Origin of the sequence: Nocardioides sp. NPDC000445 (assembly GCF_040300245.1) — a bacterium.
Classification (GTDB): Bacteria; Actinomycetota; Actinomycetes; order Propionibacteriales; family Nocardioidaceae; genus Nocardioides.
In genome coordinates this window covers 174,343-194,497 of the sequence record NZ_JBEPDH010000013.1, presented here as the reverse complement: position 1 = coordinate 194,497, position 20,155 = coordinate 174,343, and the positions used below count along the sequence as shown (strand labels likewise).

The 20,155-nt window shown below is 69.2% G+C and carries 16 protein-coding genes; 10 read left to right on the top strand and 6 right to left on the bottom strand.

Features of this window, described 5'->3' with window-relative positions:
* On the top strand, window positions 1–1,789 hold a 1,789-nt coding region (locus tag ABT304_RS18710), incomplete at its 5' end, for a PD-(D/E)XK nuclease family protein (protein WP_350717404.1).
* Window positions 1,790–1,809: 20 nt separating this feature from the next.
* Complete coding sequence (locus tag ABT304_RS18705) at window positions 1,810–5,022, top strand: ATP-dependent helicase (RefSeq protein WP_350717403.1); 3,213 nt, start codon at window positions 1,810–1,812, stop codon at window positions 5,020–5,022.
* A 588-nt stretch (window positions 5,023–5,610) separates the two neighbouring features.
* Here the strand turns inward: ABT304_RS18705 and ABT304_RS18700 are convergent.
* Window positions 5,611–7,416 carry a hypothetical protein gene (locus ABT304_RS18700; protein ID WP_350717401.1) on the bottom strand — a complete coding sequence of 602 codons (1,806 nt, stop codon included), beginning with the start codon at window positions 7,414–7,416 and terminating at the stop codon, window positions 5,611–5,613.
* Window positions 7,417–7,453: 37 nt separating this feature from the next.
* On the opposite strand from ABT304_RS18700, the gene nudC reads away from it, so the two are divergent.
* Entirely contained in the window at window positions 7,454–8,365 is a 912-nt protein-coding gene (nudC, locus tag ABT304_RS18695; protein ID WP_350717400.1) for an NAD(+) diphosphatase, read from the top strand.
* A 6-nt stretch (window positions 8,366–8,371) separates the two neighbouring features.
* On the opposite strand, the gene ABT304_RS18690 is transcribed toward nudC, so the two are convergent.
* On the bottom strand, window positions 8,372–8,617 hold the full coding sequence (locus tag ABT304_RS18690; protein ID WP_091051217.1) for a mycoredoxin: 246 nt from the start codon (window positions 8,615–8,617) through the stop codon (window positions 8,372–8,374).
* 107 nt (window positions 8,618–8,724) lie between these two features.
* Here ABT304_RS18690 and ABT304_RS18685 point away from each other — a divergent pair, with 107 nt between their 5' ends.
* The 4 genes from ABT304_RS18685 to ABT304_RS30860 all read left to right on the top strand — a co-directional run bounded on the left by ABT304_RS18685 (window position 8,725) and on the right by ABT304_RS30860 (window position 11,838).
* The gene (locus ABT304_RS18685; protein WP_160027404.1) at window positions 8,725–10,776 is read left to right on the top strand and encodes an ATP-dependent DNA helicase UvrD2; all 2,052 of its coding nucleotides are present in this window, start codon (window positions 8,725–8,727) and stop codon (window positions 10,774–10,776) included.
* Window positions 10,777–10,914: 138 nt separating this feature from the next.
* On the top strand, window positions 10,915–11,130 hold the full coding sequence (locus ABT304_RS18680; RefSeq protein WP_160027406.1) for a hypothetical protein: 216 nt from the start codon (window positions 10,915–10,917) through the stop codon (window positions 11,128–11,130).
* A 104-nt stretch (window positions 11,131–11,234) separates the two neighbouring features.
* Window positions 11,235–11,534, top strand: coding sequence for a WhiB family transcriptional regulator (locus ABT304_RS18675; RefSeq protein ID WP_141802912.1), 300 nt, complete (start codon window positions 11,235–11,237; stop codon window positions 11,532–11,534).
* A complete protein-coding gene (locus tag ABT304_RS30860) occupies window positions 11,506–11,838 on the top strand; it encodes a putative WhiB-interacting protein (protein ID WP_502890375.1) in 333 nt (110 codons plus the stop codon). Before ABT304_RS18675 ends, ABT304_RS30860 begins: the two co-directional genes overlap by 29 nt.
* A 109-nt stretch (window positions 11,839–11,947) precedes the next feature.
* Here the strand turns inward: ABT304_RS30860 and ABT304_RS18665 are convergent, their stop codons facing one another.
* Window positions 11,948–13,594 (bottom strand): GMC oxidoreductase, encoded by a 1,647-nt coding sequence (locus ABT304_RS18665; protein WP_350717397.1) that lies wholly within the window; start codon window positions 13,592–13,594, stop codon window positions 11,948–11,950.
* A 127-nt stretch (window positions 13,595–13,721) separates the two neighbouring features.
* Between ABT304_RS18665 and ABT304_RS18660 the strand changes: the two genes are divergently transcribed.
* Together ABT304_RS18660 and ABT304_RS18655 are read left to right on the top strand one after the other, a co-directional pair.
* Complete coding sequence (locus ABT304_RS18660) at window positions 13,722–14,822, top strand: NAD(P)H-dependent amine dehydrogenase family protein (RefSeq protein WP_350717396.1); 1,101 nt, start codon at window positions 13,722–13,724, stop codon at window positions 14,820–14,822.
* Window positions 14,819–15,301 (top strand): carboxymuconolactone decarboxylase family protein, encoded by a 483-nt coding sequence (locus ABT304_RS18655; protein WP_350717394.1) that lies wholly within the window; start codon window positions 14,819–14,821, stop codon window positions 15,299–15,301. The genes ABT304_RS18660 and ABT304_RS18655 overlap by 4 nt, the downstream gene beginning before the upstream one ends.
* A 246-nt stretch (window positions 15,302–15,547) precedes the next feature.
* Here the strand turns inward: ABT304_RS18655 and argS are convergent, their stop codons facing one another.
* The 3 genes from argS to ABT304_RS18640 form a co-directional block, all read right to left on the bottom strand.
* Complete coding sequence (gene argS, locus ABT304_RS18650; RefSeq protein WP_350717412.1) at window positions 15,548–17,221, bottom strand: arginine--tRNA ligase; 1,674 nt, start codon at window positions 17,219–17,221, stop codon at window positions 15,548–15,550.
* 158 nt (window positions 17,222–17,379) lie between these two features.
* Window positions 17,380–18,153 carry a hypothetical protein gene (locus ABT304_RS18645; RefSeq protein ID WP_350717392.1) on the bottom strand — a complete coding sequence of 258 codons (774 nt, stop codon included), beginning with the start codon at window positions 18,151–18,153 and terminating at the stop codon, window positions 17,380–17,382.
* A 262-nt stretch (window positions 18,154–18,415) separates the two neighbouring features.
* Window positions 18,416–18,574, bottom strand: a complete 159-nt coding sequence (locus tag ABT304_RS18640) for a DUF5679 domain-containing protein (protein WP_091051197.1) — start codon at window positions 18,572–18,574, stop codon at window positions 18,416–18,418.
* 554 nt (window positions 18,575–19,128) lie between these two features.
* Here ABT304_RS18640 and ABT304_RS18635 point away from each other — a divergent pair.
* Complete coding sequence (locus tag ABT304_RS18635; RefSeq protein WP_350717391.1) at window positions 19,129–20,154, top strand: PHP domain-containing protein; 1,026 nt, start codon at window positions 19,129–19,131, stop codon at window positions 20,152–20,154.
* Window position 20,155 lies beyond the last annotated feature (1 nt).

Sequence of the window (20,155 nt, the reverse complement as noted above, 5' to 3'; positions counted from 1 at the left end):
TGTCTCAACAAACCCCCTCCCCGCGCGGGTGGGGGGGGAGGTTGTTGCCCCCCCCACGCCTCCGCCTAGCGGCTCCGGCGGCTCGACCAGCGGGGGTGAGGAGCGGGTGCTGGGGCGGGTACGCCGGCTCGCGGTCCTTCTCGCCGAGGCTCGGTCCGCGCTGAAGGAGGGGGCCGGGGCGGAGCAGGTGCTGTGGACGCTGTGGGACGGTGCCGAGTGGGGGCAGCGGTTGCGGGCGCAGGTGGAGTCGGGCGGTGCCGCGGCGCGGCTGGCCCACCGCGACCTGGACGCGGTCGTGGCGCTCTTCGACACCGCCGCCAAGATCGAGGGCCGCCAGGAGTTCACCTCGGTCGAGACCTTCCTGGCCACGCTCCGTGCCCAGGAGATCCCGGCCGACACCCTGGCCGACAAGGGTGTGCGCGGCTCGGCGGTGCGGCTGCTCACCGCCCACCGCTCCAAGGGGCTGGAGTGGGGTCTCGTGGTCGTCGCCCACGTCCAGGAGGGCGCCTGGCCCGACCTGCGCCGGCGCGACTCGCTCCTCGGGCCCGACAGGATCGCCCCGGCGCTGCCCGACGGCCGTCACGGCGGGCTGCTGCCGCCACTGACCCGGACCGCGATGCTCGCCGAGGAGCGCCGGCTCTTCTACGTCGCCGCCACCCGCGCCCGGTCCCGGCTGGTCGTGACCGCGGTGAAGTCGCCCGACGACGACGGTGACCAGCCCTCGCGGTTCATCAACGAGCTCGGCCTGCGCGAGGACCAGATCCGTCACCGCGTCGGCCGGCCGACGCGACCGCTGTCGCTGGCCGGTCTGATCGCTGAGCTGCGCCGCACCGCCGCCGATCCGGCGCAACCCGACGCGCTGCGCGAGGCGGCCGCGAGAAGGCTGCAGAAGCTGGCCGCGACCGAGGTGCGCGGCAAGCGGATCGCGCTCGCCGCCGACCCCTCGACCTGGTGGGGGCTGCGGGCCCCGACGTACGCCTCGGCCGCGGTGCGTCCCGAGGACCGTCCGATCACTCTGAGCGCATCGGCGCTGGAGGCGATCCTGACCTGCCCCGCGCAGTGGTTCCTGGCCCGCGAAGCGGGCGGTGCCGTCACCGACTCCTCGAGCCAGGGGTTCGGCAAGGTCGTGCACGCGATCGCCGAGCAGCTCGCTCGCGGCGACCTCGACGCCGCCACCGTCGAGGACCTGATGCCGTTCGTGGACGAGGTCTGGGGCCGCCTCGAGTTCCGTACGCCGTGGTCCGCTGCCCGCGAGCGCGAGGCGGTCCAGGATGTGCTGGCCCGGTTCCTGACCTGGCACCGGCGCCCCGGCGCGCGGACCGTGATCGGTTTCGAGGAGCAGCTGACCGCGAAGGTATCGCTGCCCAGCGGGGAGACGGTGCGGCTGAACGGGTATGCCGACCGCCTCGAGCTCGACGAGAGCGGCCGGATCGTCGTCGTCGACCTGAAGACCGGGAAGTATCCGCCCACCGCGCAGGAGGTCAAGGAGCACGGCCAGCTCGGCCTCTACCAGCTGGCCGTCGAGCACGGCGCCGCGTCCGAGCTCGCGCCTGGGGCGACCTCCGGGGGAGCGGAGCTGATCCAGCTGCGCCATCCCGCGGGTTCGGGCAGCGAGTTGCCGAAGGTGCAGGTGCAGGCACCCGAGCCGCCCGAGATCATCACCCAGCTGGAGAAGGCGGTGGCGACGGTCCGAGCCGAGGAGTTCGTGGCCAGACCCGGCAAGCAGTGCGACCGGTGCCAGTTCGTCGCGCTCTGCCCGGCGCAGACCTCGGGATCGGTGCTGTCGTGACCCCTGAGATGAGTTCCGCGATGAAGGTCGAGACCCCCGAAGAGCTCGCCAAGCTGATGGGCCACGACTGGCTCTACAGCGAGGAGCAGTTCCGCGCGATCACGGCTCCGCTGGAGCCGGCCGTGGTGATCGCCGGTGCCGGATCCGGCAAGACCGCGGTGATGGCCGCTCGAGTCGTCTGGCTGGTCGCCACCGGCCGCGTACTTCCCGGGGAGGTGCTCGGTCTGACCTTCACCACGAAGGCGACCGCCGAGCTGGCCACCAGGATCAAGGAGTCGCTGCAGAAGGCAGGGCTGTGGCCCGAGCGACGCGAGGGTCCGCCGCGGCCCGGTGAGGAGGACGACGAGCCGACCGAGCCGACCGTTGCGACCTACCACTCCTATGCCTCCGGCCTGCTCTCCGAGCACGGGCTGCGGATCGGCCACGAGCCCGACACCCGGCTGATCGCCGACGCGACCCGCTACCAGCTCGCGGCTCGAGCCGTCGCCCGGCACACCCACCCGGTGGAGAAGCTGACCGACTACCCGAAGCTGGCCGTCCAACAGCTGCTCGCGCTCGACTCCGAGCTCTCCGAGCACCTCGTCGACCCTGCCACGCTGCGGGCCTACGACCGCAACGAGCGGTCGCTGTTCGCGCTCGAGGTGGCCGACCTCAACGCCCAGCTGGCCGACGGGAAACGGGTGAAGACCAAGCTGACCAAGGTCGAGAAGGCGATCGACGCGATCGACAAGCGCTACGAGCTGCTCGACCTGGTCGACGGCTACCGGCGGCTCAAGGACCGGCTCGGGCTGATGGACTTCTCCGACCAGATCGCGCTGGCCGCGCGGCTGGCCGTGGAGACACCCGAGGTGGGTGAGATCGAGCGCGGGAAGTTCAAGGTCGTGCTGCTCGACGAATACCAGGACACCTCGGTGGCGCAGGCCCAGATGCTCGCCCGCCTCTTCGGCGACGGACATCCCGTCACCGCCGTCGGCGACCCCAACCAGGCGATCTACGGCTGGCGCGGCGCCTCGGTGAGCAACATCCTCGAGTTCGGCCGCGACTTCCCGACGAAGGACGGGCGTCGCCCGGCCTACTCCTTGACCGTCAACCGCCGCTCCGACGCGCGCATCCTCGATACCGCCAACCATCTGGCCGCCCAGCTCTACGAGGGCCGTGAGAAGGAGCGCCTGGTCGCCGCCGAGGGCGCGCGCGACGGTGAGGTGCAGGTGCACGTCCACGAGACGTACGACGATGAGCTGCTCTGGCTCGCCGACAAGGTGATCGAGGCTCATGAGGCGGTCGGGGAGTGGAAGGAGATCGGAGTCCTGACCAGGGACAACTCGCAGGCGGCAGCGGTCTTCGACGCGCTCACCGCTCGCGAGATCCCGGTCGAGATCGTCGGCCTGAAGGGGCTCCTCCGGCTGCCCGAGGTGGCCGAGGTCGTGGCCACCATGGAGCTGCTCCACGATGTCACTGCCAACGCAGCGCTGCTCACGCTGCTCGCCGGTCCGCGGTGGGCGATCGGGCCGCGCGACCTGGCCATCCTGGGCCGGCGCTCCCGCGACCTGGCCGGCGTCGTCGGCGGCGCGGAGGAGTTCGTCGACATCGAGCGGCAGCTGGAGGCGGCGGTCGAGGGCACCGACCCCACCGAGATCCCCTCGCTCAACGATGCCCTGGAGGATCCGGGCGACCCCTCCGACTACGACTACTCCCCGCAGGCCAGGGAGCGGTTCAAGCTCCTCGCCGAGGAGCTCCGTGGGCTGCGCCGCGCGGTGAACGAGCCGCTCCTCGACCTCGTCCGGCGGATCATCGACGTCACCGGCATCGACGTCGAGTTGGCCGCCTCGGTCTCTCCGGCGGCCTCGGCCAGGCGCGACAACCTCGACCTCTTCGTCCAGGCGGTCGCCGACTTCGAGGGACTCGACGGCCAGGTCACCCTCGCCGCGCTGCTGGCCTATCTGGAGGCGGAGGACGAATACGGCCAGGGTCTCGACGTCGCCACGCCCTCGGAGGCCGACTCGGTCAAGCTGCTCACCGTCCACCGAGCCAAGGGGCTGGAGTGGGACGTCGTCTTCCTGGTCGGAGTCACCCACAAGAAGTTCCCCACCGGCCAGACGCGCTCGTCGTGGCTGACCGTTCCCTCGGTCATGCCCGCCGCGCTCCGCGGCGACCGCGACGACCTGCCGCAGCTGCAGGGTCACGACGCCGACTCGATCGACGAGCTCCTCGCCGAGCGCAAGGAGCACGAGCGCGTCGAGGAGCTCCGCCTGGCGTACGTCGCCTGGACCCGCGCCCGCCACATCCAGTTCGTCTCGTGCTGGCGCTGGTCACCCTCGCTCAAGGAGGGACGTGGGCCCTCGGTCTACGTGGAGAAGACCCGCGAGGCGCTGCTCCAGTGGGGCGCCAAGCCCGACCGCTGGGCCGAGGTGGTGGTGAAGGGTGAGGAGGAGAGCCCCTACGCCGCGCAGGAGGTCGACCTGCCCTGGCCGATCAACCACCACACCCCCGAGGTGGAGCGCCGTCTGGAGGCGGCGAGGCTGGTTCGGGAGGTGGGACCGGGGCCCGACGATCTCGATGACCTCACGCTGCTCGAGACGGTGAACCAGTGGGACGAGGAGATCGAACGGCTGCTCACCGAGGCGGAGCGCGAGCGCGCTCCCGAGGTGGTCGTACCGCTCCCCTCGTCGCTGTCGGCCACCGCCATGTCGAAGCTGCGTGACGACCCGCTCGGCTTCGCCGCCGACCTGGTCCGCCCAATGCCCCGCAAGCCGTCCTCCCAGGCCCGCTTCGGCACCCGGTTCCACGCCTGGGTCGAAGCCCGCTTCGGCCAGCAGGACCTCTTCGACCCCGACGACCTACCCGGTCGCGCCGACCACGGTATCGAGGACGAGTCAGGTCTCGAGGAGGTCATCGCCGCCTTCGAACAGGGACCGTTCGCCGACCGCCCGCCGTACCGGGTCGAGGCGGCCTTCGCGATCGTCCTCGCAGGTCAGGTCGTACGTGGCCGGATCGACGCGGTCTACCAGGAGCCCGACGGGGGCTTCCTGATCGTGGACTGGAAGACCAACCAGACCCAGAACGCGGATCCTCTCCAGCTGGCTCTCTATCGGCTTGGGTGGGCTGAGCTGATGGGGGTGCCGTTGTCGCGGGTTCGGGCTGCGTTCTACTACGTGCGCTCTGGTCGGCTGGTCGAGCCTTCTGCTCTTCCTGGGCGGGAGGAGTTGGAGGGGATCGTGGGTGGGGATCGGTAGGGCCTTCGTTTTCGGCGCTCGTCTTGTCGGGGTCTATTTGTGGTTGGGGTTTGCCGCCGACCCGTTCTTGGAGGGTGTTCTCAGCGGCGTCCGGAGTCAAGGACGGCCTGCGGCCGCCGGCTGACGCCGGCCGCTTCGCGGTCCTTGACACCGGCCGTCGCTGAGAATTTTGGCTGGCTATCGGGTCGGCGGCAGGGGTGTGGCGCAGCGATGTGGGTTGGGTAGGGGCTTGGGTGCTGGGGTGGGCCGACGGGCGGAAGGAATTTTCCTTCCGGTGAGGCGAACGAATTTTCGTTCGCCTCAGAGACCGCCTGTCTGGGGTGGGGTTGGCGGGTGGAAGAAATTTTTCTTTCACGCGGAGACCCCTTGTCTGGTCTAGGCGTGGAGCGGTCACCTGCCGTAGCGGCGTGTGCCGTGGCCACACCTGGGCCGCCGCCCCGATAGCCAGCCATGTTTTTTCTCGACATGGTCCGGTGTCAAGGACCGCGAAGCGGCCGGCGTAGCCGGCGGCCGCAGGCCGTCCTTGACTCCGGGGCAGGTCGAGAACATTCTCGAAGAACGGGTCGGCGGCCCAGCCCAACCCCGAAACTACTTGACCGTCCGAGCAACCTCCGGCAACTCCCCAGACTCGCGCAATGAGTCGAGCAGATCGCCAGGCAGGATCCAGACGGTCGCATACGGGAACGGCCGCTCGCGCAGCATCACCGCTCCGGTGACGTACGCCGGCTCGCCGTCCGGGCAGGAGAAGACGATGTCGTCGCCCCACTCCCACTCACGCTCGACGATCGTGGGCAGCATCCACCACATCAGCCAGTTGCGCTCGGAGTTCATCGCCGAGGGGCGGCGGGGGCAGTTGTCGTCGTAGGCGACGACGGAGTCGGGGTGCTCGGCGAGGATCGAGCGCAGGTCGTCGACGACCGGGGTGGCGTGGTCGAAGCGGTCGTGGAAATCGTCGGAGGCGACGTCGGCGACGGCAGAGCCGGCGGTGCCCACGACCAGGACGAGCGCGGTGACGACGACCGAGCGCACTCGGTCAGCCCTCGGTGAGCTCAGCCGAGGGCTGAACCGGGAGAGGGCCGCGAGGAGGGTCCAGATCGCCAGCGGCACCAGGGCGCACAGGGTCGCGATGAGCCAGAAGCGGTTGTCGTTGGTGAACGACGGGATCGGTCCCGGCTGCGGGAACTCTCCGTCCGGAAGCGCCCACCACCACGGGATCGCGCCAGGGATGTGCGCCGGGGTGGTGTAGGCCCAGGTGGGGGCGTCGGGCGCGACGACGAGGATGGTCACCAGCGAGATCCCGGCGACGATCACCCAGGTCCAGACGAGGACCGCCCGGGAGCGTACGGCCTGGATCGCCGCGCACACCCCGGCCAGCACGAGCACCGCGAAGACCGGGTCGATGTAGCGGCCGTAGATCCAGTAGTCGAAGCGCCGCCACTCCATGGTGAACAGCGAGTACTCGGTTCCCCAGTTCAAGCAGCTGAGGACGTACATCGACCCGGCCGCGATCAGTACGAATCCGGCCGGCCCCACCTGGCGCGAGCGGAGCTCCTTCCAGAACAGGGCGGTCACCACGACGAGGCCGACGACCACGACGCCGAAGCTGCCGATCATCTGCGTCCAGGCCTCACCGGCGAAGGTGTCGACCCAGTAGCGCGGGTTGGCCTGGGTGACCTTCTCGAAGAAGCCCTGGGCCTGGATGAACTTCCACGGCACCAGCTGCGCGTGGAACCAGAGCGCGGCCTTGTTGGCGACCAAGGCGAGCACGCCGGTGGCGATCAGCCCGACGAGGGCGACCTGCCATCTGCGTACGAGGAAGAAGATCAGCCACAGGCAGACCGCGGCCACGAAGACCTGCATCCGGGCGTGGGAGAAGAGCGCGAGCGCGGTGAGCAGGCTGAGCAGGAGTACGCCGCGGAAGGTCGGCTTCTCCCAGAGCCGGAACGCGACCAGGGTGGCCAGGACGACGAGCAGGGTGACCAGCCGCTCGGAGAGGATGTAGTCGGCCTGGATCGCGCGGGGCGGCAGGGCGATCACGATGGCGCCGGCGACCACACCCTGCGCCGGCGTGACCCCGCTGAGCCGCACCGCGACCCGAGCCAGCGGCCAGATCGTGAGCATGCTGATCACCAGACCGACGACGATCGCCAGCTGGTAGAACGTGAAAACGTTCGACGTGACCAGCCACAACGGCGCCAACAGCACGCCCCACCCGGGGTAGTAGCCGGGGGTGTTCAGCTGCGGCGAGTCGAGCCCGAGGACGGTCCGTCCATGGATGACGGTCCCGATCTCGTCGTACATGAACGAGAGGTTGGAGCCCCAGGCGATGTAGACGTTGATCGCCAGAGCGACCACGACGGAGACGACAGCGGCGATACGCCAGAACCGATCCACGCCGCGGAACTTATACCCACCTCATAGGCTCTGACGGGTGGACTCCCCGAAGCTGCCCATCCATCTGCGAATCATTCAGGATCCCCACGACCGCTCCGGCCATCTGCGCGCCGACGACGGCTGGGTCGACAAGGCTTGGTCGGACGAGACCACGAGGGTCCTCGTGGTCGCCGGCAACAGGGTCGAGCCGTCAGGCAGGACCGGCGTGAGGTGGCGTACGCCGGAGGATTCTCCGGAGGGGATCCGGCTGCTCCTCGGCGACACCGCCGAAGGTGCCCGGTTCGCGGTGCTCACCGGACGCGAGGAGGCCGATGAGTCGTGGCGTGACCTGCGCGGGCTCTTCCCCGCGCTGCTCGCCGACACGACCGAGGCGAGCTTCCTGATGCACGCGATCGGGCTGGCCGAGTGGCACCGGGCGACCCGGTTCTGCTCCCGGTGCGGCGGCAGCCTCGAACCGCGCGCAGCCGGTCACGAGCTGGCCTGCGCGGAGGGACACGTGAGCTTCCCGCGTACCGATCCGGCGGTGATCATGCTGGTGACGTCGGGGGAACCAGGGAGCGACGAGGAGCGTTGCCTGCTCGGCAACCACACCCGCTGGCCCGCGCCCAACTTCTCCACCCTCGCCGGTTTCGTCGAACCGGGGGAGTCGCTCGAGGACGCGGTCCGTCGCGAGGTCGCCGAGGAGGTCGGTGTACGAGTCGGGCAGGTCGACTACTTCGGCAACCAGCCCTGGCCGCTTCCGGCCAGCCTGATGCTCGGCTTCTTCGCGCGTGCGGCGTCGGACGAGGTCACCGTCGACGAGGACGAGATCCGCGAGGCGCGCTGGTTCACCCGCGCGGAGCTCGCCGCGGTCGCGGAGAGCGGTGAGATCAAGCTGCCCAGCGGCATCTCGATCAGCCGCTCGCTGGTCGAGGAGTGGTACGGCGGGGAGCTACCCGGCTCGTGGTGACCGGCGTCAGACCAGCTCGGCGAGCTTCGCCTTGACCTGAGCGATCGACGGGTTGGTCATCGCGGTGCCGTCGGCGTAGACGAGGGTCGGGACGGTCTGGTTGCCACCGTTGACCTGCTCGACGATCTGCGCGGCCTCCGGGACCTGCTCGATGTCGACCTCGTCGAACGTGATGTCTTCACGGCCGAGCTGACCCTTGAGTCGCTGGCAGTATCCACACCAGGGTGTGGTGTACATCGTGAAGCTGCTCATCGGGGGCTCTCCTCATCAGAACTGTCGGTGCGAGCCAATAGTCTTGGCCTGCAAGGCATAACGTTCCCACCCCGAGGAGCCATTCCCAATTGAACCCTGCCCCGCCCATGACCCCCGAGTCCCTCCTCGCCGCCCTCGACCCTGAGCAACGCCGGGTGGCGGAGGCACTGCGGGGTCCGGTCCGGGTGCTGGCGGGTGCGGGGACCGGCAAGACCCGGGCGATCACCCACCGCATCGCCTACGGCGTCGCCACCGGCGTCTACGCGCCGCAGGAGGTCCTAGCGGTCACCTTCACCACCCGGGCAGCGGGGGAGATGCGGCAGCGGCTGCGGGCGATGGGAGCCGGCGCGGTCCAGGCACGGACCTTCCACTCCGCGGCTCTGCGCCAGTTGCGGTTCTTCTGGCCGAAGGTCTACGGCACCGAGCTGCCCAACCTGACCGAGTCGAAGATCCCGCTCATCCGCGCGGCCGCCCAGCGCCAGCGGATCAACGTCGACCAGGCCCAGGCGCGCGACCTGGCCTCGGAGATCGAGTGGTCGAAGGTCTCCAACGTCCACCCCGACGACTACCCGAAGTCGGCCGAGGCTCGGGGCCGGGAGGTCGGCGGTCTGACCCCGTCGATGGTGGGACACATCTACGCGGCCTACGAGGACGTCAAGCGCACCCAGGCGCGGATGGACATGGAGGACGTGCTGCTCCTGACCGCCGGCCTCCTGGAGCACGACGAGCGCGTCGCGGCGCAGGTCAGGCGGCAGTACAAGTGGTTCACCGTCGATGAGTTCCAGGACGTCTCGCCGCTGCAGTCGGCGCTGCTGGACCTGTGGCTGGGCGGGCGCAGCGAGCTCTGCGTCGTCGGCGACCCGGCGCAGACGATCTACACCTTCGCCGGAGCCGACGCCGCCTACCTGCGTGACTTCCCGAAGAAGCACCCCGGCGCCACCTCGGTCGAGCTGGTCCGCAACTACCGCTCCTCGCCGCAGGTCGTGAAGGCCGCCAACAAGATCCTGGAAGGTACGCCGAGCGCCGGCGTCCAGCTGCAGGCGCAGCGCGACTCGGGGCCGGCGGTCGAGCACGTCGAGCAGCCCGACGAGGTCGCCGAGGCCGAGGGCGTCGCCGCCGAGATCCTGCGTCTGCACCAGTCCGGCAAGCCCTACAACGAGATGGCGATCCTGTTCCGGATCAACGCCCAGTCGGAGGCGTACGAGGACGCGCTCACCGCGCGCCGGATCCCGTACGTCCTGCGCGGGGCCGCCCGATTCTTCGACCGACCCGAGGTCCGCGAGGCGGTGACCCGGATCCGCGGCGCGGCGCGAGGCGGCCAGGGTGCCGTGATCGGTGACGAGCTGCTGGAGTCGGTCCACGGGATCCTCGCGGGGATGGGCTGGACCTCCGAACCGCCCGAGGGGCGGGGGCAGACCCGCGACCGCTGGGAGTCGTGGCAGGCGCTGATCGACCAGGCGCGCACCTTCTCCGCGGCCGGCGGCGACCTGGCCGGCCTCGTCGCCGAGCTCGACCGCCGTGCGGCCGAACAGCACGCTCCGGTCCCGTCGGGAGTGACCCTGGCGACCTTCCATGCCGCCAAGGGTCTGGAGTGGGACTCGGTGTTCCTGGTCGGCCTCCAGGACGGCACGATGCCGTTCATCCTCCGCGGCGAGGAGCCGACCCCGGCCGAGATCGAGGAGGAGCGGCGACTGCTCTACGTCGGCCTCACCCGGGCGCGGGTGGACCTGACCCTGTCCTGGGCGCTGGCGCGCCAGCCGGGCCAGGCCGCGCGACGCAGGCCGTCCCGGTTCCTCGACCCGCTGCGGCCGACTCGGTCCGCGGTGCCGACGCGTCGCCCCGGCTCCGGGAAGGCGCGGATGTGCAACGCCTGTGGCGGGCCGCTCGGCTCGGCGGCCGAGAAGCGGATGGGCCGTCACGAGGGCTGCGACGCGCCCTACGACGAGGAGCTCTACGGCCGGCTGAAGCAGTGGCGCAAGGAGACCGCCGAGGCGATCCGTAAGCCTGCGTTCGTGGTCTTCACCGACGCGACACTGGAGCAGATCGCCGAGCAGAAGCCGGGAACCCTCCAGGATCTGCAGCGCATCGCCGGCATCGGCCGCAGCAAGGTGGAGACGTACGGCTCGGAAGTCCTTGATGTGATCGCCGCGGACGCCTGAAAACCCTTCAAAGAAATTCCTCGAAATCAACCGGTTTAATCGTTTGCGGCCGACATGCCCGGCCGGTTACTGTTCCTTCATCAAGTAAAACCGCGCGCCGTTGAGGCGCGCCCGACAGCCCCGAAGGAGGTGGCCCCAGTGAAGATCAACCAGATCAAGACGCCGATCAATGGCATCGCCATGTCCGCGTGCGGCCACCCCGAGCTGTCCAGCCCGACCTGGGCCACCCCGGCTGCCGGTGCCTTTATGGGCGCCGGTTACGGCACGCGCGTCGAGGGACTCGTGTCCCCGCAGGCGGATGCCATCAAGGTCAAGTCCCACGGGATTCGAGCCTGGAGCTGTCCGACTACGTAGAACCACGTAGTCACAGCAGCCTCCAGGCCGCGGAACCCGAAACCCGGGATCCGCGGCCTTTCTGTTTCTCAAAACCCGCGATCAGTCACAAAGGAGGTGTACATATGACCAGCATTCTCGAGCCCGAGGTCACTCTCGGCGTTCTCCATGACCGCGCCAACCGCTACGACGAGGACCAGCTGCCCTGCCGGGTCAACAACCCGGAGCTGTGGTTCGCCGAGTCTCCTGCCGACGTCGAGTTCGCCAAGGCACTCTGCGCGACCTGCCCCGTGCAGCCGCTCTGCCTCGCCAGCGCCCTCGACCGGCGTGAGCCCTGGGGCGTCTGGGGCGGCCAGCTGCTCCTGCAGGGGAAGGTGATCCCCCGCAAGCGGCCCCGTGGCCGGCCCCGTAAGGACGCCGCCTGATCAACACCATCAACAACCCGCCGTTTCAACGACGAAAGGCAACAGCCATGAACCCGATCGTGATGACCATGGGCGCCGGAGCCCGCTGACCAGCAGGAGAACAACAGACATGAACACCAACCGAGTACGGAGCACTCAGATGAACTTGCTTTACGAAGACCTGGCGCGCGCGCAAATGTCCGCGCGCCTGGGAGAGGCGCGTGAACTGCGGCGAGGCCATGCCCTCGTCAAGGCCGCTCGCCTGGGCCGCAAGGCCGAGCGAGCTGCCGTCCAGGCGAAGCTGGCTCTTGCCCGCGCGCTGTAAGTCCCCGATGGGACCCCATACCTCACCCCTCTGATCGCGGGTGTGGAAGATGACCGGCCAGTCCGAGAAACCCTCGGACTGGCCGGTCCTATGTTGTGCCCCGATCCGGTCAGAGGTCGGTGGCGATGATCCTCTCGATGTTCCGCTCGGCGAGGGCGGTGATCGTGACGAACGGGTTGACGCTCGTGTTGCCCGGAATGAGCGAACCGTCGATGACGTAGAGACCGTTGTAACCGTGCAGCCGGCCGTAGTTGTCGGTCGCCTTGTTCAGGACGGCGCCGCCGAGGGGGTGGTAGGTCAGGTGGTCGCCCCAGATCTTGTTCGTGCCGAACAGGTCGGTCCGGTAGATCGTCCCTTCCGTGCGGTTGATCTTGTCGAAGATGGTCTTCGCCATCGTGATGGAGTCCTGCTTCCACGCGGTCTGCCACGACAGGTCGACCTTGCCGGTGGACGAGTTGTAGCTGAACGCCGCCCGGCGCTGGGTCTTGGTGATCGCGAGATAGAAGGACGCGAACGTCTCGATTCCGGTGGGGAGTGGCGCGACCTCGGCGAAGGCGCCGCCGGCGTCCCAGTTGTCGATGCCGGAGCACGGGATCGTCGACTGCACGTCACCGGTCGGGTCCCACATGTGGTTGGCGCGCCCGACCATCACGTTGCCGTTGTCACCCCATCCCTGGCCGATGTCGCTGTTCAGCGCGGGCAGCGCGCCGGTCGCCTTCATCTTCACCAGCAGCTTGCTCGTGCCGACGCTGCCGGCCGCGAAGAACACCTTGCCCGCGTTGACCGTCTTCGTCGCCACCACGTCGCCGGCGGTGTTGATCTGTTCCAGGACGACGTCGTACCCACCGGCTGCCGCGGGCCGGACCGAGGTGGCCCGGTGCAGAGAGGAGATGGTGACCTTCCCGGTGGCGGTCGCCTGAGCGAGGTACGTCTTCGGCAGCGTCCTCTTGCCGTGGTTGTTTCCGTAGATGACCTCCTGGGCCAGCGCCGACTTCGGGACGCTGCCGTTGTCCTCGGCCACCATGTAGTTCCAGTCGTACACGTCCGGGACGAACGTCCACGCGAAGCCCGAGCGCTGAGCGTGCTTCCGGCCCACGCGTGAGTACTGGTAGTAGGAGGTCCGTTCGAACCAGTCGGGGTCGACGGATCCGACGCCGAGGGCGGCATTGGCCCGCGGGTAGTAGGTGGAGTACATCTCCGCGGCATCCACCGAGGGGAGGACGGCTCCGAAGTTCTCTCGCTTCGGCGTGACGGCCATGCCTCCGTTGACGAGCGAGCCGCCGCCGACGCCGCGTCCCTGGTAGACGGAGATGCCGGCGAAGTCCTCGGCGTCCAGGATGCCGGCGTACTTCGGGACGTCCTTGTCGATGGGGAAGCCGAGGAAGTTGCTGAGCGGCTGTTTGGTCCGCGTACGCATCCAGAAGGACCGATAGTCCGGAGCGCTCACCTTCGGGTGGATCTTGCCGTCCGGGCCGGGCGCGACGGTGGACCAGTCCTGCCCCATCTCGACCATGTGGACGTTGATGCCGGCCTGGGCCAGCCGCAGGGCCGCGACTGAGCCCCCGTAGCCGGTGCCGATGACCAGCACCGGGACCTGCGCGCCGTTGCCGATCGACGACGCCGCAGCTGATGCCCATGTCGGGCTGGCTCCGAATGCTCCTCCCAGCATCCCGACACCAGCCAGTGAGCCTGCGCCGAGCACGAACCCTCGGCGTGACAGGCCCGGCGACCTGTCCTCTCGTGGTGTGTTGCTCAAGATGACCTCCCTTTTCATCACTGATTGCTAGAACATGTTCTAGTATGCCGGTGGGGGTGTCACAGGTTCGCAACATTCACGCAATCCGGCAAAGCAAACCAACAGGGCAACCGGCAAGGGAGATCGCATGGTCAGCGCATGCGTTTGGGGCACGGGAAACATCGGTCGACTCGCCATCCGCGCGGTCGACGCACATCCACGACTCGAGCTGACGAGCGTGCTCGTCCACGACCCCGAGAAGGTCGGCCGGGACGCAGGCGACCTCGCGGAGCTCGGCCGTGATCTCGGCGTCGCCGCCACCGACGACATCGACGCGGTGCTCGCGACACGTCCGCAGGCCGTGGTGTACGCAGCGTCAGGCGACATCCGTCCGGACGAGGCTCTCGCCGACATCGTGCGAGCTCTCGGAACCGGGGCCGTCGTGGTCACGCCGGCCCTCTACGCGCTCTACGACCAGCGCAACGCTCCGCCGGAGATGCGCGAGCCGGTGCTGGCCGCGATCGCCGAGGCCGGCGGGTCCCTCTTCGTCTCCGGTGTCGACCCGGGGTGGGGCAACGACGTGCTGCCGCTGCTGGTCAGCGGCCTGGGCAGCACCGTGGACGTCGTCCGGTGCCAGGAGATCTTCGACTACTCCACCTACGACCAGCCCGACTCCGTCCGCTATCTCGTCGGGATGGGGCAGCCGATGGACTACGACGCCCCGATGCTCATGGAGACCGTGCCGACCATGGTGTGGGGAGGCCAGGTCCGGTTGATCGCACGCGGGCTCGAGGTCGAGCTCGACGAGATCCGGGAGACCGTCGAACGGCTGCCGCTGGACGAGACCGTGACCACGGAGTCGATGGGCGACTTCGAGAAGGGCACCCAGGGCGCGGTGCGCTTCGAGGTCCAGGGGATCGTCGCCGGGGAGCCGCTCATCGTCGTCGAGCACGTCACCCGCATCCACCCCTCCTGTGCCCCGCACTGGCCGACGCCACCCGACGGCGACGGCGCCCACCGGGTGATCATCGAGGGCGACCCGAGGATCGAGGTGACGGTCGAGGCGACCGACAAGGCCGGCAACCGGGCAGCGGGCGGCAACGCCACCGCGGTCGGACGGCTCGTCGGCGCGATCGAATGGCTCATCGACTCGGCCCCCGGCCTCTACGACGCGCTCGACGTACCGCTGCAACCGGCGACCGGCAGGCTCGGCGCGGCCAAGGCCGCCCAGGAAGGTGTGACCGCATGATCGTCGACGTCCCCGACGGGCGGGATCCGATCGAGTACGTCTGGGGCGAGATGGTCCCCGGCATCGGCCCGGCGGCCGCCGGCCTCTCGCTCGCCGTCTACGAGCACACCACGCTCGGGCTCCGCGAGTTCGAGGCCGCCCGGTTGCGGATCGCGCAGATCAACGGCTGCGTCTTCTGCCTCGACTGGCGCACCGAACGAGACGGGGAGAAGGTCGAGGAGTCCTTCGCCGAGGCGGTCGAGCAGTGGCGCACGACCGACGCCTTCGACGACCGCACCCGGCTCGCCGCCGAGTTCGCCGAGCGCTACGCGATCGACCACCACGGCATCGACCAGGACTTCTGGGACCGGATGTCGGCCCACTACACCGATGCCGAGATCGTCGAGCTGAGCATGTGCCTCGGATCGTGGCTGGCGTTCGGCCGTCTCAACCACGTTCTGGGCCTCGACACCGCCTGCGTCCTGCCCTCCCGGAGGTAACACGGCGCTGACATTCAGGTGATGCAGAATTTCGGTGTTGCACCCTCTGAACCGCAGGATTTCGACCTATCGTTGAGACATGAAGACCTGCGATTTCTGCGGATGCTACGAGGCCGACCCCAACCGCCTCCTCGCGTGGACCACCGCGGTTGAGCGTGGGCGTTCGAAGTCGTTCTGCGAAGCCTGCTCGCGACGTCACGTGCGCTCCATGGAAGCCAAGCTCGACTCCGACTGGTGGGCGTGAGCTCACATCCTTCGAGGCGCCTCGATCCCGAGGAGCCTGAGTCCCTCTGAGAGCACTCGCCGGGTCGCCTCGCACAGTGCGAGCCGGGTCTGCCTGACCTCACCCTCGGCCTTGAGCACCGGACAGTTCTCGTAGAACGCCGTCAGCGCGGTCGCCAGGCCATAGAGGTACGCGGTCAGGTGATGCGGCTCCAAGGTGCCGGCGACCTTGGCGACCACCGCGGCGAAGCCGGTCAGCTCCAGCGCCAGTCGCTGCTCGGCCGGGTGGGAGAGGTCGTTGACGGCGTACGTCTGCTGAGGAGCCTGCGCGAGGATGCTGCACACCCGGGCATGGGCGTACTGCAGATACGGGCCGGTCTCGCCGGTGGTGGCCGACATCCGGGCGAGGTCGAAGACGTAGTCGCGGGCGAGGTTGTTGGAGAGGTCGGCGTACTTCACCGCGGCGTTGGCCACGGCGCGTACGACTTCGGGGCCGGCGTAGCTGGCCGCGGCGGCCTCCTCGGCGGCGTCCAGGAGCGCGGCCAGGGACACCGTCTCTCCCGAGCGGGTCTTGAACGGCCGGCCGTCGGGGCCGAGCACGGTGCCGAAGCCGATGTGCTGGACCTCCACCGAGTCGGGCAGCCAGCCGGCGGCGCGGGCGACGGCGAAGACCATCTCGAAGTGCTGGCTCTGCCGGTGGTCGACGATGTAGACGATCCGATCCACGGCCAGGTCGTCGACCCGGTGCCGGATCGTGGCGAGGTCGGTGGCGGCGTACCCGAACCCACCGTCGGCCTTCCGCACGATCAGCGGCAGCGGCGCGCCGTCGCGGCCGGTGAAGCCGTCGGGGTAGACGACCTGCGCGCCGGCCGACTCGGTGAGCAGGCCCGATGCCCGCAGGTCGTCGACGACGCCCGGAAGCTGCGGGTTGTAGCGGCTCTCGCCGTCGAAGTCGTCAGCGGTCAGGAGTACGCCGAGCCGGCTGTAGGCGACCTCGAACTCGGCCATCGAGGCGTCGACGAGTGCCTGCCACAGCGCCAGGGTGGTCGGTTCGCCGGACTGGAGCGCGACCACCCGCTGCCGGGCGGCCACGGCGAAACCCGGATCGTCGTCGAAGCGCGCCTTGGCCCGCTGGTAGAGCGCGAGCAGCTCGGTCATGTCCAGGTCGGCGACGGCCGCCGGATCGGTGAGCCCCTCGCCGAGCAGCTCCTCGACCAGCATGCCGAACTGCGTGCCCCAGTCGCCGAGATGGTTCTGCCGTACGACCTCGTGGCCGGCGTAGGCCAACACCCTGGCCAGGGAGTCGCCGATGACCGTGGAGCGCAGGTGGCCGACGTGCATCGGCTTGGCGACGTTGGGGGAGGAGTAGTCGACGACGACCCGCTGCGGGCTCTCCGGGGTGGGTACGCCCAGGTGTGGGTCGGTCAGCAGGTCGCCGACGACCGCGCTGAGGAGGTCGGCGGACCAGGTGAGGTTGAGGAACCCGGCGCCGGCCAGGTCGAGGGTGCCGAGCCGGCCCATGTCGACGGCGTCGATGAGGCGGGTGCCGATCTCCCGCGGCGCGAGGCCGAGCGGACCGGCCAGCCGCAGCGGCAGGTTGGACTGGAGGTGGCCGAACTCGGGCCGGGTGGCCGGCCGCAGCTCGGGATCGATACCGGCATAGGCGTCGCCGAAGCAGGTGACGACGGCGTCCTGCAGGTGTGCGGACAGGGCAAGAGTGTGCTCGTGCACGAGAGTGGTCCTAGGAGGTGAAGAGGGCAGGCTGACGCAAAGGCGGGGTCAGAGACCCATGCCTCGTCGTCGCAGCGCGCTCTTCGTGACCATGTCCGCAAGGGTGCCGGAGGCGTCGGTGCTGGTCAAGCCGGTTCGCCCGCGCCCGGTCCGGCCGAGGCGATCAGGTCCCAGGCGCAGCCGCAGTAGGGATGCCGCAGCCAGGGCCGCACGGTGGGCGCGTCGTCCCGGGTGAGGACCACCGAAGCCGACCACGAAGCGGGGGTGCGTCCGGCGAGGTAGGTGCGGGCGTCGCGTACGGCCCAGGAGAGCGCGAGGGACTGCAGCAGCGGGTCGCTCGGCACCTCGTTGCCGACGAGCTGGCTCACGACCACGGCCCTCCGCTCGTCCTCCTCGGCGAGCGTCGCGTCGACACAGCGAAGGCAGGCTGTGACCCCGGGGACGACCAGCGGGCCCACCGTCCAGGTGTCGGGTCCGCTCTCGACGACGAGGTGTGCCCGGCCCTCGCGCACCAGCTCATCTGCTCTTTCGCGGTCGAGCGGTCCCTCGGAGAGGAGCACGACGATGTCCGGGATGCTCGGCGTTGCCGGCGCCGATCCGATCAGCACCCGTGCCGCCGAGAGCAGGGCAGGCGGACCGTCGAAGCCCACCCGTGGTGGCGGGTCGCCGCCGTCCGCGTCCATCAGCAGGCCCGCGTTGCCCAGCTGCTGCATCGCGTGCCGCCCGGGCAGGTGGTCGGGCTCGACTGCCCGGCCCGCGGCGAGGTCGGTCAGCAGGCGGCGTACCTCCACGCCGTCCTGCACGATCGCCCGCCGTGGCGGGTCGATGCCGATCTGGAGTCGGGTCTCATCACGTCGTACGGCCACATACCCCGGCCGAATCCGGTAGCGCGTGCTCATGCCGGGAGTCTCACACCGCGCTGGAGTTCCTGCAGCAGCAATCCACAGGGCCTGTGGATAACTTCCGAAAACGTGGCAGCGGCGTCGCCCGGTCGTGCCGGGGGACGCCGCTGATCGTGCGCTGGTAGGTCTCGAGCCGCGCTGGCTTACTGCTCCGGGTGGCTTGGATCTCGACCCGCTTCGCGGGTTCGCAGGCTCACCCGCTGCGCTCGCTCGATCCCTTCGCGTTGTTACCCCGCTCGTTCCTCGCGGGGTAACAGGCTCAGGCCTTACCGAGAATGCGGTTGAGATTGGTGCTGCAGACGGGGCAGACGGCCTTGGCCATCTTGGTGCCCTTGTCGTTCACCCGGATCTCACCGGTCGCCTCGCGCTTCTCCTTGCACTTCACGCAGTAGAACTCGCCGCTCCAGGTCTCCGCCATGACGGCCTCCTTGCCTATATGTAACTGGTCGTCGCGACGGGGTTGTCAGGGAAGCCCGTCGGAAGCTCGTCATGACGAGCCAACTCGACCCTACGACACGCGGCGCTTCCTGCGGCAACACGGGCTATCAAGCGAGTGTCGGCGTGTTGGCGTCATACCGGGGGATTCGGGGCTTTCGAGGACGCATCGAAGGTCTGCCGAAGGCGCTCGCGAAGGTCTCGGGGCGAGGAGAAAACTGGAGGGACCCCCGGTGCCTGGATCGTCCTTCGCCTTCCCCTTGCGAAGGCCGTCCGGCGGCGCCGGGGGTCCCACTGACATCGAACTTAAAGAGGATGTGGGAGCGCGTCAACGTCCCACTCCGTGTCGCTTGTGGACAAGATGTGGACAACCCGGCTTTGCTTGGGGACAGCCGGTGGAAGACACGCTCTTTCCTGTGAGTAACCAAGTGACCGAAAGGAGAATATTCGGTTGAATCAGGACCTTGACCTGGGAAAAGCATTCTCCACCGGTTGTGGAGGCAAAAATAGTTGGAGGAAGATTTGGTAGGCGAGCCGTTGTCCCCCGTCGCAGCCCTGCGTCGGATCGCATTCCTGCTCGAGCGCGGGCGCGAGGACACCTACAAGGTGAAGGCGTTCCGCGCCGCGGCGGCAGCGATCCTGCCCCTCTCCGAGGAGGACGTACGCCGCCGGGCGGCCGAGGGCACCCTGACCGAGCTGAGCGGGGTCGGGGCGAGCACGGCCAAGGTCATCGCCGAGGCCGCGCGCGGCGAGGTTCCGCAGCGGCTGCAGGACACCGAGCGCGTCCATGGCGGTCCGCTGACCGCTGCCGGAGCGGGGGAGAGGCTGCGGAGCAGGCTCCGCGGCGACCTGCACAGCCACTCCGACTGGTCCGACGGCGGGTCGCCGATCGAGGAGATGGCCTTCACCGCGATCGAGCTGGGACATGAGTACCTCGTGCTCACCGACCACAGTCCGCGGCTGACGGTCGCCAACGGCCTCAGCGCCGCCCGCCTGGAGCGCCAGCTCGGTGTGGTCGACGCGGTCAACGACCACCTCGCCGGGCACGGGTTCACCCTGCTGAAGGGGATCGAGGTCGACATCCTCGACGACGGCAGCCTCGACCAGAGCGACGAGATGCTCGCCAAGCTCCAGCTGCGGGTCGCCAGCGTCCACTCCAAGCTCAAGATGGAGAAGGAGCAGATGACGAAGCGGATGGTCACGGCGGTCTCCACGACCCGGATGAACGTGCTCGGTCACTGCACCGGGCGACTGGTCACCGGCAACCGCGGCACCCGGCCCGGCAGCCAGTTCGACGCCCGCAAGGTCTTCGAGGCGTGCGCCGAGCACCAGGTCGCGGTCGAGATCAACTCCCGGCCCGAGCGGAGAGACCCGCCGACCAAGCTCCTCGAGCTCGCCCGCGACGCCGGTTGCCTCTTCTCGATCGACTCCGACGCACACGCTCCGGGGCAGCTCGACTTCCTCGTCCTGGGGTGCGAACGAGCCGAAATGGCGGGTATCGAAGAGGAACGGATCATCAACACCTGGCCTCGGGATCGCCTGCTGGCCTGGGCGAACAGGTAGT

Bases quoted from the DNA above. Each gene is read 5' to 3' on its own strand.
- ABT304_RS18705 (WP_350717403.1), top strand. From the start codon at position 1,810: ATGAAGGTCGAGACCCCCGAAGAGCTCGCCAAGCTGATGGGCCACGAC.
- ABT304_RS18690 (WP_091051217.1), bottom strand. From the start codon at position 8,617: ATGAGCAGCTTCACGATGTACACCACACCCTGGTGTGGATACTGCCAG.
- ABT304_RS18685 (WP_160027404.1), top strand. From the start codon at position 8,725: ATGACCCCCGAGTCCCTCCTCGCCGCCCTCGACCCTGAGCAACGCCGG.
- ABT304_RS18675 (WP_141802912.1), top strand. From the start codon at position 11,235: ATGACCAGCATTCTCGAGCCCGAGGTCACTCTCGGCGTTCTCCATGAC.
- ABT304_RS18660 (WP_350717396.1), top strand. From the start codon at position 13,722: ATGGTCAGCGCATGCGTTTGGGGCACGGGAAACATCGGTCGACTCGCC.
- ABT304_RS18655 (WP_350717394.1), top strand. From the start codon at position 14,819: ATGATCGTCGACGTCCCCGACGGGCGGGATCCGATCGAGTACGTCTGG.
- ABT304_RS18645 (WP_350717392.1), bottom strand. From the start codon at position 18,153: ATGAGCACGCGCTACCGGATTCGGCCGGGGTATGTGGCCGTACGACGT.
- ABT304_RS18640 (WP_091051197.1), bottom strand. From the start codon at position 18,574: ATGGCGGAGACCTGGAGCGGCGAGTTCTACTGCGTGAAGTGCAAGGAG.